Origin of the sequence: Williamsia soli (assembly GCF_017377795.1) — a bacterium.
In the GTDB taxonomy this organism is placed as follows: Bacteria; Actinomycetota; Actinomycetes; order Mycobacteriales; family Mycobacteriaceae; genus Williamsia; species Williamsia soli.
In genome coordinates, this window is the sequence record NZ_JAFRDR010000004.1 from 348,094 (window position 1) to 360,624 (window position 12,531).

Here is a 12,531-nt window from a genome sequence, read left to right on the forward strand (position 1 = left end):
GCAGATGGAGGAGAGCTACTTTCACGAGATGTATCGCGACAGCGACGATCCATGGGGTTTCACCAGTCGGTGGTACGAGCAGCGCAAATATCAGATGACATTGGCGGCCTTGTCAGCTCCGCGGTACGGCGCGGCGTTCGAGGCGGGGTGTTCGATCGGGGTGCTCAGTGAGCAATTGGCGGCTCGATGCGACCAGTTGCTCGCGGTGGACCTCAGCGACAAGGCAGTGCAGATCGCCGCCGAGCGCCTGGAGCCGTTGGGCGGACGAGTAGTCGTCGAGACGCGGGATTTCGTAGCCGACTGGCCAACCGGAACGTTCGACCTCATCGTTCTCAGCGAAGTCCTCTACTATCTCGACCCCGCACAACTCGACACCGTCATCGCGAATGCGACGGCAGGGCTGTCCGATGACGGTGAGTTGATCGCGGTGCATTGGCGCTGGCCGGTCGAGGAGTATCCGCAGACCGGCGACCAGGTGCACAACCGGCTGCGAGACTCGGAATTGGCCCACACAGCCGGATACCTCGACACCGACTTCCGTCTCGATGTCTTCTCGCGGGTGTACCGACAATCGGTGGCGCAGCGCGAGGGTTTGGTCTGACCGGTCGGCAAAGATGGCGGCGGCAGAGGGGAGATCTCAGGCGTTGCGGTAGCGGTCTGCGATCTTGAGGTGATGGTCGGCCAAACCGGCGCATTCCTCGCGGAGTTCGGCGGGCCCGATCACGGTGAAGTCGGCGTCGAATGCATAGAGCCACCGCGCTATCGAGCTGACGGATTGCCCGAAAAGTGACACTTCGCAACTGTTCACATCACCCGACTCGACCACACCCCAATCCGCGTCGACCATCTCGGCCACCCGTTCGAGCGGGCTGTGGATCTCGACGCGCGCCGTGGCCTGCCGATACACCGAACCCAGGCTCCGGGCGACGTACGCAGCAGCGCCACCGTCGGGCAGCTCCCGTGGAACGAATCGGGGTCCGGTTGGGGTCTTCGGCGTGAGTCGGTCGACGCGGAACGACCGCCAGTCGTCGCGACCGAGATCCCACGCCACGAGGTACCACCGTAAACCGCTGCGCACCAGTCGATATGGTTCGACCTCGCGGCGACTCTCCGCGCCACCGCGTGCCCGGTAGTCGAAGCGAAGTCGCTCGTGCCGGTGGCAGACCGCAGCGACGTCCGACAGCACCGCGGCCTCGACTTGGGAGACCGGGGTCCGCGTCGGGGTGGCGTCGACCTGGAGTGAGTCGAGCCGGTGCCGCAGGCGCGACGGCATCACCTGACGGAGTTTGGACATGGCTCGCACCGATGCCTCGTCGAGTCCGGCCACTGAACCGGTGGCTCCTGCACCCAGCCCGAGGGCGACGGCCAGCACCTCCTGGTCGTCGAGCAGCAGCGGCGGCATCTCGGCGCCGGCGCCCAGCTGATACCCGCCGCCGACTCCGACGCTCGCCTCTACGGGGTACCCGAGCTCGCGTAACCGGTCGATGTCGCGGCGCACCGTTCGCGTCGTGATGTCCAGTCGCTCCGCCAGATCTGCGCCTGACCAGTCCTTGCGAGTTTGCAACAGGCTCAGTAGGCGGAGCAGTCGCGCTGAGGTGTCCAACATGTTTTCCACAATGTCAGAGATTGAGGACGGAATCTGTCCTCAATGGGTCATAGCTTCATGTCAATGCATTTCACGGGCACCTAACGGAGGGAAATCATGACAATCACATCCAGCACCACCACACCTGCCATCGAGGTCGCCGGACTGACCAAGACCTTCAAGCAGGGCAAGAACACGGTGGAGGCCGTGAAGGGCATCGACCTGGCGGTGGCGGAGGGGGAGTTGGTGGCATTCCTCGGCCCCAACGGCGCCGGTAAGTCGACCACACTTCGGATGATCACCACGTTGCTCCGGCCCACCTCGGGGTCAGCGTGGCTGGCCGGGCACAACATTGCGGAGGACCCCGATGCCGTCCGCCGCAAGATCGGTTACGTCGGCCAGGGTAACGGCGGCGGAAACAATCAGCGCGTTCGCGAAGAGTTGGTGACCCAGGGGTTGTGCTACGGCATCAAGAAGTCCGAAAGTGCCTCGCGTGCTGACGAACTCATCGCCGCGCTGGACCTGACGGGGATGGAGAGTCGCAAGGTGAGCACGTTGTCGGGTGGTCAACGTCGCCGCCTGGACATCGCGCTCGGCATCGTGCACCGGCCACCGGTGATCTTTCTCGATGAACCGACCACGGGAATGGACCCGCAGAGTCGGGCGAACCTGTGGACCCACATACAGCGACTGCGCACCGAGACGGGCGCAACGATCGTCCTCACCACCCACTACCTCGATGAGGCGGACGCGATGGCCGAACGGGTGGTGGTCATCGACAAGGGCACGGTGATCGCCGACGACTCCGCGGCAGCGCTGAAGGACAACCTGGCGGGCGACCGCGTCGAATTGTCTGTGGGCTCGGTCGCCGACGCCGACGAACTGGTGCGTCTGACCGCCGGCTTCGACAATGTCCATGGCGCAGACATCACCGGAACCTCGGTGGATCTGCAGGTGGCAGGCGCCGATATCATGCTGCCGATCCTGATCACCGCGGCTGCGGAGCGGGGTATCACCATCAGCTCTGCCCGGTCGTCGCGGCCGACTCTCGACGATGTCTTTCTCACCCTCACCGGTCGCAGTCTGCGTGAAACCGCAGTGGCCTGACCACCCACCCCATTCGACCCCAAAGACTCAGGAGAGCCCCCATGGCAACCACCCTTGTTCGAGACAGCTTCATCGTCCTGGTCCGCGAACTGCGGCCCACCATCCGCGACCCGTTCACCGTCATCTTTTCGCTGGTACAACCGCTCATCCTGCTGGCACTGTTCGGCCCACTACTCAAAGATGTTCCCGGCGCCGGTGATTCAGGCAACGTCTGGAACTGGTTCATCCCCGGAGTCCTCGCCATGATCGCGATCTTCGGGACCTCGATGACGGGCGCGAATCTCCTGGACGAGATGCACACCGGGTCGCACGAACGCATGCTGGTGACACCACTGAGCCGCAGTTCGCTCTTGCTCGGCCGAGCCCTCAAAGAAATGGTGCCGCTGGCTGCCCAGGCAGTGATCATCCTGCTCATCGGACTACCGCTGGGCTTCGACATCAACCTCGGCGGCGCGGCGATCGGCATCATCATCCTCGGAGTGTTCGGCGTCGGCCTCGGCGCCTTGTCGTACAGCCTCGCACTGGCTGTCCGCGAACAGGATTGGGTGTTCTGGACCGTCCAGCAGACCCTGATGTTCCCGCTCCTCATCCTCTCGGGCACGATGTTGCCGCTCGATGACGCGCCGCGGTGGATGCAATTCCTCGTCGACATCAATCCGCTTCACTACGTCGTGGAAGCCGAACGAGTCCTGTTCGTCGGAGACTTCGACACCCAGACGGTACTGAGTGGTGTGTTGGCCGCGGTGCTGATGGCGTGCGGCGGCCTCGCGGTCGGTGTCCGAGCGATGGGCAAGGCGTCCCGCGCCTGACCCCGTCCCCCGATAGTGGGGCCTTTTGGCGAACAAATGCCCAGGTGGGCGTCGCCAAAAGGCCCCATTATCGGTGTCAGGGGAGGATGTTCGCGCGTCTGGCTGCGGTGAGCCAATCGGGGAACTCAGAGAGCAGGCGTTTGTAGAGTTCGTCATCGGATACCTGATCGATGTCGTCGAGGGCAAAGAACCCGGCGTTGTCGACGGCGCGGCCCTCCATCTCGTCGAGTTGTTCGAGCACACCGTAATTGGCTCTGCCGATACCGACGAACTGCCAGAACACCGGAGCTGTCGACGCCGCGCGCATCAACTGACTGATCGGCCCCTTCTTGCGGAAACCGCCATCGGTGAAGAAGAGAACAAGCATGGGTCGACCGGGAACCGCCGAGTTCAAGATCTCGTTCATGATCGGCAGCTCATCGTTGGAGAGACCGATCGAGTCATAGTCGAATCGCCCATGAGTGCCGGACAGGTGCAGATATTCCTCGGTCCACGACTCCACGTTCTCCACGCTGATGTCGGGCACCTTCGCGAATCCGCGGGCGTACATGTACGGCTCGAGTTGACCGTCGTCGTCGATCTGGGTGGCGACGGCCAGCATGCGCTCGACCACCCGGTGCACCACCTTGCGGGAGTACTGCTGGGTCATGCTGCCGGTCTTGTCGATGACGATGATCACCCGGGCGCGCACTCCGGTCGCATTCTTGCTCAGCAGGACCTTATGGACCTCACGCTTCCGCATGTCGAGGCGCTGACGCTTCTCGAGGGAGAGTTTCTCCTCTCCGGCAACACTTCTCACTGCCGGTTCAGATGACGGCGACGCTGCCGCGGCAGGCGCTGGGTCGTCATCGACGCTGACACCGTGCTCACGCACCAAATCCGCGAACCCCCGATCCCACCCGGCGCTGACGTTGCGGACCTTCCACTCGCCGCCACGCCGGTAGATCTCACCCAGCACCGCTGCCCGCTCGGTGGTCAGACCGCCGGCCGGCAACTCGACCGCCACGCCGCTGCCACTGAGCGACGCGCCCAGCCCCGGGAGCGCCGCCAACGTCGAGCTGAAGCCCTCGTCGCAGGCGACCGCGAACGCGATGCAGTCGACGTCCGCAGGGACTCGCGCGAGATCGACCGCGAGCGTGGTCCCCGAGGACAGCACGACGCCACCCTCCGGCGACCGTGGCTGATTGAAGAAGATGAAGTCGGCGTCGGTGCGAGTCTTGCGGTTGCCCGCCAACTGGAACGCCATCACGTCCACAGAACCAGGCGCGGCGCCCGACACCGCGACACTGAGCAAACCGGTGGGAATGGTGGCGTTGGCGCCGCGCGTCAGTGAGACCATCGCCCCATTATCTATCGGACGTCGGCCGCCGCACCGGCGATGTCATTCAGGCGGCAGGCAAACCCGCGAGCGGTTGCACCGTCTTCGCGATGCCGTAGCCCGCGCTCCACGGATAGTGGCCCGCAGCATCCGGCCACACCAGCTGCAACGCAGACACCGACCCGTACACGGAATTGGCAACCCGTAGATCGGACGTGGTCAGGGCTTCGATGACCATCAGATCCCGCTCATCATCGATGAACCCGGCGAGTAGCTCACCGACCGCAAGACGTCCACCGGCACGGGCGATCCGATGCCCGACCGTGTTGAGGATCGACCCGGCGACACCGGGCTCGAGACCATAGATGATCAGCTCGGGATGACCGAGTGAGGTCAGCCCGGTGGTGTAGGCAAACGACGGGAACCCGACCCGCTGAGCCGCGCGGACAGCGGTGACGGTCCAGTAACGCTTGGCGATCGCCCGATGAGCGAACTCGACCGGGTCGGACTGTGTGCGCATGATGCCCCCTTGTGGCTGGTGGTGCAGAAATCGATTGTGACGGGACCCTAGCCAACGGCACCGACAGTGTTTGATTGTTCGCTCCGTCGTGGGCCCTAGTGCGCGTTCTTCGCTCGTCACGTGGCCGCTTCGCGTCCGCGTTCCTCTCTGCATCACGCGCGGCCCACCCCTGCGCTCACGAGCGCTGCGCGTCCGCGTTCCTCTCTGCATCACGCGCGGCCCACCCCTGCGCTCACGGGCCTATACAGTTTTCTGATGCGCGATGTGGCGGTGGTGGTCGGGCTGCTGGCACTGATCAACGTGCTGGCGCACTTCACCGTCGAGCATGCGATCTCGGTCGTGGTGCCGCTAGGGGCACTCGTAGCCCTGCTTTACGCACGCCGGCGCGGGTTCTCGTGGGCCGAACTCGGTCTCGCGCGCAGTCAGCACCGCCGAGGCCTGAGGTACGCGGCGGTGATCCTCATACCGGTGGCGGTCATCGCTATCGGTGGTGCGCTGCTGCCGCTGACCAGATCGCTGTACCTGTCCGACCGGTACGACAGCGTGTCGGTCGCATTGTGGGGCGCGCTGGTGATCATCCCGCTGCAAACGGTGATACCGGAGGAACTGCTCTTCCGCGGTGTCCTCAACGCGACGCTCGTCCGCGTGGCGTCGGTACGGGTGGTCTACCTCGCGGGCGCCGGCCTGTTCGGGCTCTGGCACGTTGCGTCGTCCCTCGGGCTCACGGCGGGAAACGGTGGTCTGACCGATCTGCTGGGCTCGGGGATCGCTGCCCAAACCGCGGGGATCGTGGGGGCGGTGGTGCTGACAGGCACGTCCGGCCTGCTGTTCATCTGGCTCCGACGACGCAGCGACAGCTTGCTCGCCCCGATGGCACTGCACTGGGCAGTCAACGCAAGTGGGGCGTTGGCCGCGGCGCTCGCCTGGCACCTCTCAGGTTGACCCAGTGCGCGGGCCGGTCAACACCCGGGCCGTCGCAACCCAGCCTTCGCGAGCACTCGGGTACGCGGGACGCCAGCCGCTCTCGTCGCGGAATCGGGTGTTCGAGGCCCGCACCGACCTGGTCAGCGAGGTGAGCCGGTGGCCGGCCAACAATCCTGCGCGTCCCGGTCCCCGTATCCACATCGCCGCGCCTGCGGCATCAGCGCAGGCCCGAGCGTGGTCGAGCTTGGTCAGTGGCTCGTCGTCGACGACGTTGTAGGTGCCCGCGCGGGCACCGAGCGCGGCGGCGACCGCATCGGCGCCGTCAGAGACGTGGATGCACGACAGATACGAATCCGGCCGTCCGGACACGAGCCCAATGTGCCGGCGGGCGAGGGCGAAGATCTGCTCGCTGTGGGTTGCGCCCGGACCGTAGAACAGCCCGAACCGCAGGATGATCGGCGTCCCACCGGTGTGCGCAAAACCTCGGATGTTTGCCTCCGCGGACAGATTCGTGCGTGCAATCGGATAAGCCTCGACGGGCGCGTCCTCGTCGGTCCAGTTCGCGCCGTTGTCGCGATAGATCATCGTGACCGATTCCTGGATGATCCGCTCGATCCCGGCCACCGCTGCGGCCGCCGCGACAGTCGCCGAGCCCTCACCGCGGATTCGGGTGCAGTCGCGCCATGCCCTCGAACTCGCGAAGCGCATGGTGCTGGGTAGTGCGGACGCGAGATTGACCACGGTGTCATGTCCGTCGAAGGCTCGGGCGAGAGCTTCGCGGTCGAAGAGGGAGACAGCGATGGGCGTAGCGCCTTGGCGTCTGAGCCAATCGGCTTTCTGAGTTGACCGTGCCAACGCGGTAACCGCATGTCCACCGCGGATGAGCGCCGGGACGGTGTATCGCCCGATGGCCCCGGTGCCGCCGGTGAGGAACACGCGCATCAAGTTCCCGAGTTCGCCGTGCGAGCGGCGGCCTCTGCCGGATACCACTTCGCGAAGACGTCGGGGTGAGCGCGGGTCCGGCTCTTCCAGGTGTTCTCGCCGTACGTGGTGAACAGGGGATTGGCCGGATCCTGTTCGACGCCACGGGCTTTGTCTGCCAACGTCTTCGGCAACGCGATGGTCGGGATCACAGCGTCGAGGGCCGGGCTGAAGAAGTAAGGGATCGACAGGCGTTCGGCGGCACCCGGTGGGGTGACTACCCGGTGTTTGGTCGCCCGCAGGTAACCGCCGGTGGCCACTTCGAGCATCTCGCCGACGTTCACCACAAACGCCCCCGCACGCGGCGGGGCGTCGAGCCAGCTGCCGTCGGTGGCCTCCACCTGTAGTCCTGCCGACCCCGGTTCGAGGAGCAGGAGTGTCAGTACGCCCGAGTCCTTGTGCGCCCCCACACCCTGATCGCCTGCCACCGCTGCCCCCGTTCGCGCGGGGTAACGAACGAGTTTGAGCAGGGTTGCGGGGGCCTCGGCGAACGCGCTGTCGAAGATGTGCGGGTTGGCGCCGAGGCCTGCCGCCCAGTTCTGCAGGAGCCGCAGAGCGACGCCGGCAAGCGCATCGTTGTATTCGCCGACCGCACTCCGTAATTCGGGAAGTGCAGCAGGCCACTGATTGGGGCCCTGCAGGCGCATGTACCCGTCGGCGCCGGGAACGGGCTCGCGTTCGGGACCGATGTCTATCTGCTCTCGCCAATCGATCTTGCCATTGGTGAACTCGCCGCCGAGCCGGTTGTATCCACGGAAATGCGGACTGTTGATCATCGCGATCGAGAGCTTGTCGTGCTCGGGCAGTGCGAAGAACGCCCGGGCGGCGGCGCGCACCCGTGAGATCAACTCTTCGTCGACGCCATGGCCGTCGAGATAGAAGAAGCCGACCTCGTGCGTCACGTCACGAAGGCGTGCCCGCCCCTCGGCGGTGGCCAGCTCATCGAGTTCTATCACTGGAAGCACGGTTTCCACCGTAGCCGCCTCACGGCCGATCAGTCCCGCAGGACCTTCCCTGCCGCAGCGAAGCTGCGCACCTTGGGATCGAGCCAGACCTGTGCGGGGACACCACCAAGGAGATTGCGCGTCAGCGCGGGGGAGTCGCCGAACGGCACGTCGCTGCCCGCGATGACGATGTTGCCGTAACGCCGGCCCTTGAGCATGGCGGGATCGGCTATCACGGTCAGCTGTTCGAAAACAGCGCCGAGGGTCGCGGCTTCGGAGCGGGCGAGCGAGAGATCTCGCGTGTCACCGCAATTGATCACATAGATGCCGCCGGGGGCGAGGACCCTGCGAACCTCCTGGGTGAACTCGAGAGTCGTCAGGGCCTGTGGGGTCCGGGTGCCGGCGAAGACGTCGCGGATGATCAGGTCGCGGGTGGACTCGGTCAGCGACTCCGTGACGGCGCGGGCGTCGCCGACCCGCAGGCGCAGCAATGGGGCACGTGGCAGGTCGAACCACTCACGGACGAGTTCGGTCAGCCGCTGATCGATGTCGACTGCCACCTGCCGTGCAGCGGGATACGTCGCAGCGAAGTACCGGGCCAGCGTGCATGCTCCGGCGCCGAGATGCAGGACCCGTAACCGGGCGTCGGACTCCCAGTGTTCCTTCGCGATTTCCGCGATCCACTGCATGTACTCGAAATCGAGCTGGGCCGGGTCTGCGAGGTTGATGTGTGAACTCTGCGCCCCGTTGACGGTGATGATCCAGCCGTCGGTGAGGTGGTCGCGGATCAGCTCGCAGGTACCGGTGTCGATCGGATAGACACCGGGCTCGGGCCCCGTAGCCGCCTCGCTGCCGACAGAGGCGTTCCGCGATCGCGTGTTCCTGCGTCCTTTCGCCACCGAGAAACTCAGTACACGTCGCGCAGGTAACGCTTTTCGCGTTTGAGCGTGTTCACATAATCTTCCGCGGCTTCCTCGTCGAGGCCGCCGTACTCGGCGATCACGTCGTGGAGCGCGGTGTCGACGTCCCGAGCCATCTGCGCGGCGTCCCCGCACACGTAGAAGTAGGCGCCGACGTCCAGCCAGCGGAACAACTCCTGCCCGTGCTCCCGCATCCTGTCCTGCACGTAGATCTTTTGTTTCTGATCGCGCGAGAACGCGAGGTCCAGACGGTGCAGGACACCGTCGCGCTGGAATTGCACGAGCTCGTCTTCGTACATGAAATCTGTTGCGCGGTATTGGTCTCCGTAGAACAGCCAATTGGTTCCGGTGGCTCCGCGGGCCTTGCGCTCGTAGAGGAACGAGCGGAAGGGCGCGACGCCGGTCCCGGGGCCGACCATGATGACCGGCGCCGCGTCGTCTGCGGGCAGGCGGAACGAGCGGTTCTTGGACAAGAACACACCGGCGGTGTTGCCTGCGCCCACCCGATCAGCGAGATACGTCGAACACTGTCCTCGTCTGTCGCGCTGCGCGGAACGATGCCGCACCGCGGCCACCGTCAGGTGCACCATGCCCTTGTGGGTGAGTGGCGACGACGAGATCGAGTACACGCGGTGTGCCAGCGGTCGCAGCAACTCGAGAAGTTGGGCCGCGTTGATCTCCAGATTCGGATCCAGGTCCAGCAGGTCGAGGACATCTTTGCCCCACAGCCAGCCTTCGAGGGCTTCGCGTTCTTCGGTGGAGAGCACGTGTACCAATTCGGCGTCGCCGGTCCGGTCGGCGACGTGGTCGATGAGCTCGCGGGTCGGTAGCGAGATCTCGTACTCGTAGGTCAGCAGATCGATGAGTGTCGACTCGCCCGTGCGAGTGGTGATCGACTCGCCGGGATCGGCGCCGATGCGCTCGATCAGCGCGGCGACGAGCTCGGGATCGTTGACCGGCCGGACACCGAGCCCGTCGCCTGCCTCGTAGTCGATGTCGCTGTCGCCGAGGTCGAACACCACGTGCCGAACGTCTTTGCCGGATTCGGAACCACGCAATGGCCGGTTGGCGACGAGCTTGGCGCTGTACGGATTCTTCCGGGTCCAGGGTGATCGTTTCGGTTTGTCCGACTTGCCCGGAGCTTCCTGGGCAGGACGCACTTCAGGAGCGGTGACGGTGTCGAGTTCGCGGAGTGCCTCCAGCGCGGTGGCCAGCACGTCGTCCCGCGTGGTCCCGGCGACGGCTGAGTCGAAACCTGCCAGGAATCCCGACAGCCACAACCGCTGGTCCCCGGTGTACTGGGCATCGCCGGGCAGATTGGAAGTTTTCATATGCCTGTCATTGTTCTCGATGTGCTCGCCCGCATCTGCAGTGGGCCGGGCACCGCTGCGACGTTGAAGCGGCACCTGGCGAGGATGAGGGTACCCTCACCAGCTGCCGGTCCCGTTCGCACCCGTGGCGGTCGTGGCAGGTGGTCGGTGTCTGAGATATTGACCTACATGGCATCAGATGTGTGGACGCGGGCCGCGGGCCTGAGCGCCGGTTACCTGCTGGACCACGTATTCGGTGATCCCGTGCGCCTGCATCCTGTTGCCGGCATGGGAAACGTCGCCGGCTCCCTCGAAAAACTGATCTACCGCGATTCGCGCTGGGCTGGTGCGGCTTTCACCACAATCTGCGTAGGCGGGGTCATCGGAACCGGCTACCTGGGTCGACGCGGCGGAGCCGTGGCCGTGGCGGTGGCGACGTGGATCGCCCTCGGCGGAACCTCGCTGACCGCGGTCGGCGAGCGCCTCGGTGAGGCGCTCGCGGCCGACGACGTCGACTCTGCCCGTGCACTCATCCCAAGTCTGTGTGGGCGCGATCCGGCCAGCCTGGACAGCGCAGGAATGGCGCGGGCGACCGTCGAGTCCGTTGCAGAAAACACCTCCGACGCTGCTGTCGCACCGCTGTTCTGGGGTGCTGTCGCCGGTGTGCCGGGACTGCTGGGTTACCGGATGGTCAACACCCTCGACGCGATGGTCGGCTACCGAAGTGACCGGTATCTCCGCTTCGGATGGGCCAGTGCCCGACTCGATGACGTTGCCAACTACCTGCCGGCCCGGCTGACCGCAGTCCTGGTACTCGCGATCGGGCCCGACCGCCGGTCCGGGGCGGCAGCCGTCCGACGCGATGCCGCGGCCCATCCGAGCCCCAACGCCGGGGTGGTCGAGGCGTCGTTCGCCGGTGTTCTCGGGGTGAGTCTTGGAGGGATCACCGTCTACCGGCACGGCACGGATTCGCGACCCGTCTTGGGCCGTGGTGCGCCGCCGACCGTCCGCGATGTGACGCGGGCGACGACGCTGTCGCGCCAGGTGCAGCTAGGTGCGCTCGCGGCCGTAGCGGTCGGTCAGTTTCTGGTTCGAACCGTTGTCGCCCGTAGGACCTGAACCGATGACACCCCGCGCGGACGCACTCTCGCGGTGCGTCGACGAGGCCGCGAGCGCCTCCCTGGTCTGCTTGCCCCGTTCGCGTGGCCTGCGGGGTGGCACGTCGGTACCGCTTGCGTTCGCCCGACGCTGCTTGATCTCCGACCACGCGAAATAGCCCAGCCCGAGGGGGGCCATCAACCCGAAGGCCAGCCATTGCAATCCGTATGACAGATAGGGGCCGGTCTCGAGCTGCGGCAGTGAGATGACTCCGAGCGCGCCCGGCTGCCCATCGGTCAACTGCAGATAACCGGCGGCCAGCGGTACGTCCACCGTGCGGCTGATCAGCACGGGATCGATCGAGTAGACCTGAATCGCCCCGGCTTCGGTGCGGGGTTCGCGACCCGGCATGGTGCTCTCCGACGCCCGGATCCGGGCCTGGACGGTCACCTGTCCGGTCGGCGCCGGCGTGATAGGTGGCAGCGCGGTGCCCTGTTCCGGGGTCACATACCCCCGGTTGACCAGGTACGTGCTGCCAGAGGTCTCGGCGAACGGCGTGAGCACCTCGTAGGCGGGGGAGCCGTCCACCGAACGCAGCCGGACGACAACTTCCTTGTCGGGCAGATACGAACCGGTGAGCTGGACCCGGCTCCACTCGGCGTCCGTGATCGGCCGACCATCTCGATACAGCTCGTCCACCGGTACCGGCTCGGCCGATTCGGCTCGCTTGATCAGATCATTCTGGTGCTCGTTCTGCGAGTTCTTGCCCAGCTGCCAAGGCGCCAGCACCCAGAAGCACGCGGCAGCGAAGCCCACGACCACCAGCGCGAGCGCAATCCAGCCCGGACGTAGGAAGTTCCGCAGGATTCGCACACCCATACGGTACCGAGCGCCGCGAGATGAAGTTCGCCGGTGGCCGCGGCAGCGACGTCGGATGCGCGGGAGAGCATGGTTATTGTTGACCGCAGAGGGGCGGTCGAGAAGCTGCGGTCCCCAGGCGGCGGGCCTTCGCCGC

The 12,531-nt window shown here is 65.7% G+C and carries 13 protein-coding genes; 5 read left to right on the plus strand and 8 right to left on the minus strand.

Translation table 11 applies throughout. The features are described from left to right. Positions 1 to 4 precede the first annotated feature (4 nt). Entirely contained in the window at positions 5 to 601 is a 597-nt protein-coding gene (locus tag J3S28_RS13635; RefSeq protein ID WP_207841418.1) for a class I SAM-dependent DNA methyltransferase, read from the plus strand. A 36-nt stretch (positions 602 to 637) separates the two neighbouring features. Here J3S28_RS13635 and J3S28_RS13640 read toward each other — a convergent pair whose 3' ends face one another. Next, complete coding sequence (locus J3S28_RS13640; RefSeq protein WP_207841271.1) at positions 638 to 1,606, minus strand: helix-turn-helix transcriptional regulator; 969 nt, start codon at positions 1,604 to 1,606, stop codon at positions 638 to 640. Positions 1,607 to 1,702: 96 nt separating this feature from the next. Here J3S28_RS13640 and J3S28_RS13645 point away from each other — a divergent pair, with 96 nt between their 5' ends. Beyond that, positions 1,703 to 2,692 (plus strand): ABC transporter ATP-binding protein, encoded by a 990-nt coding sequence (locus tag J3S28_RS13645; RefSeq protein WP_207841272.1) that lies wholly within the window; start codon positions 1,703 to 1,705, stop codon positions 2,690 to 2,692. Positions 2,693 to 2,733: 41 nt separating this feature from the next. After that, complete coding sequence (locus J3S28_RS13650) at positions 2,734 to 3,501, plus strand: ABC transporter permease (RefSeq protein WP_207841273.1); 768 nt, start codon at positions 2,734 to 2,736, stop codon at positions 3,499 to 3,501. 76 nt (positions 3,502 to 3,577) lie between these two features. Here J3S28_RS13650 and J3S28_RS13655 read toward each other — a convergent pair whose 3' ends face one another. Next, positions 3,578 to 4,840 carry a vWA domain-containing protein gene (locus J3S28_RS13655; protein WP_207841274.1) on the minus strand — a complete coding sequence of 421 codons (1,263 nt, stop codon included), beginning with the start codon at positions 4,838 to 4,840 and terminating at the stop codon, positions 3,578 to 3,580. A gap of 46 nt (positions 4,841 to 4,886) precedes the next feature. Beyond that, positions 4,887 to 5,339: a DUF4262 domain-containing protein gene (locus J3S28_RS13660; protein WP_207841275.1), complete on the minus strand. Its 453-nt coding sequence runs from the start codon at positions 5,337 to 5,339 to the stop codon at positions 4,887 to 4,889. Positions 5,340 to 5,594: 255 nt separating this feature from the next. Here J3S28_RS13660 and J3S28_RS13665 point away from each other — a divergent pair, with 255 nt between their 5' ends. After that, positions 5,595 to 6,281, plus strand: a complete 687-nt coding sequence (locus J3S28_RS13665) for a CPBP family intramembrane glutamic endopeptidase (protein WP_207841276.1) — start codon at positions 5,595 to 5,597, stop codon at positions 6,279 to 6,281. Here the strand turns inward: J3S28_RS13665 and J3S28_RS13670 are convergent. The 4 genes from J3S28_RS13670 to J3S28_RS13685 are packed head-to-tail and all read right to left on the minus strand — an operon-like array spanning position 6,273 to position 10,439. Continuing rightward, positions 6,273 to 7,205 (minus strand): NAD-dependent epimerase/dehydratase family protein, encoded by a 933-nt coding sequence (locus J3S28_RS13670; protein ID WP_207841277.1) that lies wholly within the window; start codon positions 7,203 to 7,205, stop codon positions 6,273 to 6,275. The two genes, J3S28_RS13665 and J3S28_RS13670, sit on opposite strands and share 9 nt — an antisense overlap. Next, positions 7,205 to 8,209: an isopenicillin N synthase family dioxygenase gene (locus J3S28_RS13675; protein WP_207841278.1), complete on the minus strand. Its 1,005-nt coding sequence runs from the start codon at positions 8,207 to 8,209 to the stop codon at positions 7,205 to 7,207. The genes J3S28_RS13670 and J3S28_RS13675 overlap by 1 nt, the downstream gene beginning before the upstream one ends. Positions 8,210 to 8,238: 29 nt before the next feature. Further along, the gene (locus J3S28_RS13680; protein WP_207841279.1) at positions 8,239 to 9,087 is read right to left on the minus strand and encodes a spermidine synthase; all 849 of its coding nucleotides are present in this window, start codon (positions 9,085 to 9,087) and stop codon (positions 8,239 to 8,241) included. Positions 9,088 to 9,095: 8 nt separating this feature from the next. Further along, a complete protein-coding gene (locus J3S28_RS13685; RefSeq protein WP_207841280.1) occupies positions 9,096 to 10,439 on the minus strand; it encodes a sulfite reductase subunit alpha in 1,344 nt (447 codons plus the stop codon). A 168-nt stretch (positions 10,440 to 10,607) separates the two neighbouring features. Here J3S28_RS13685 and J3S28_RS13690 point away from each other — a divergent pair, with 168 nt between their 5' ends. Then, entirely contained in the window at positions 10,608 to 11,537 is a 930-nt protein-coding gene (locus J3S28_RS13690) for a cobalamin biosynthesis protein (protein WP_207841419.1), read from the plus strand. Here the strand turns inward: J3S28_RS13690 and J3S28_RS13695 are convergent. Beyond that, complete coding sequence (locus J3S28_RS13695; protein WP_307797109.1) at positions 11,469 to 12,389, minus strand: SURF1 family cytochrome oxidase biogenesis protein; 921 nt, start codon at positions 12,387 to 12,389, stop codon at positions 11,469 to 11,471. The two genes, J3S28_RS13690 and J3S28_RS13695, sit on opposite strands and share 69 nt — an antisense overlap. Positions 12,390 to 12,531 lie beyond the last annotated feature (142 nt).

Excerpts from the sequence above, each read along its gene's own strand:
- J3S28_RS13665 (WP_207841276.1), top strand. The coding sequence starts at position 5,595 with ATGCGCGATGTGGCGGTGGTGGTCGGGCTGCTGGCACTGATCAACGTG.
- J3S28_RS13690 (WP_207841419.1), top strand. The coding sequence starts at position 10,608 with ATGGCATCAGATGTGTGGACGCGGGCCGCGGGCCTGAGCGCCGGTTAC.
- J3S28_RS13685 (WP_207841280.1), bottom strand. The coding sequence starts at position 10,439 with ATGAAAACTTCCAATCTGCCCGGCGATGCCCAGTACACCGGGGACCAG.
- J3S28_RS13650 (WP_207841273.1), top strand. The coding sequence starts at position 2,734 with ATGGCAACCACCCTTGTTCGAGACAGCTTCATCGTCCTGGTCCGCGAA.
- J3S28_RS13640 (WP_207841271.1), bottom strand. The coding sequence starts at position 1,606 with ATGTTGGACACCTCAGCGCGACTGCTCCGCCTACTGAGCCTGTTGCAA.
- J3S28_RS13645 (WP_207841272.1), top strand. The coding sequence starts at position 1,703 with ATGACAATCACATCCAGCACCACCACACCTGCCATCGAGGTCGCCGGA.
- J3S28_RS13655 (WP_207841274.1), bottom strand. The coding sequence starts at position 4,840 with ATGGTCTCACTGACGCGCGGCGCCAACGCCACCATTCCCACCGGTTTG.
- J3S28_RS13635 (WP_207841418.1), top strand. The coding sequence starts at position 5 with ATGGAGGAGAGCTACTTTCACGAGATGTATCGCGACAGCGACGATCCA.
- J3S28_RS13660 (WP_207841275.1), bottom strand. The coding sequence starts at position 5,339 with ATGCGCACACAGTCCGACCCGGTCGAGTTCGCTCATCGGGCGATCGCC.
- J3S28_RS13670 (WP_207841277.1), bottom strand. The coding sequence starts at position 7,205 with ATGCGCGTGTTCCTCACCGGCGGCACCGGGGCCATCGGGCGATACACC.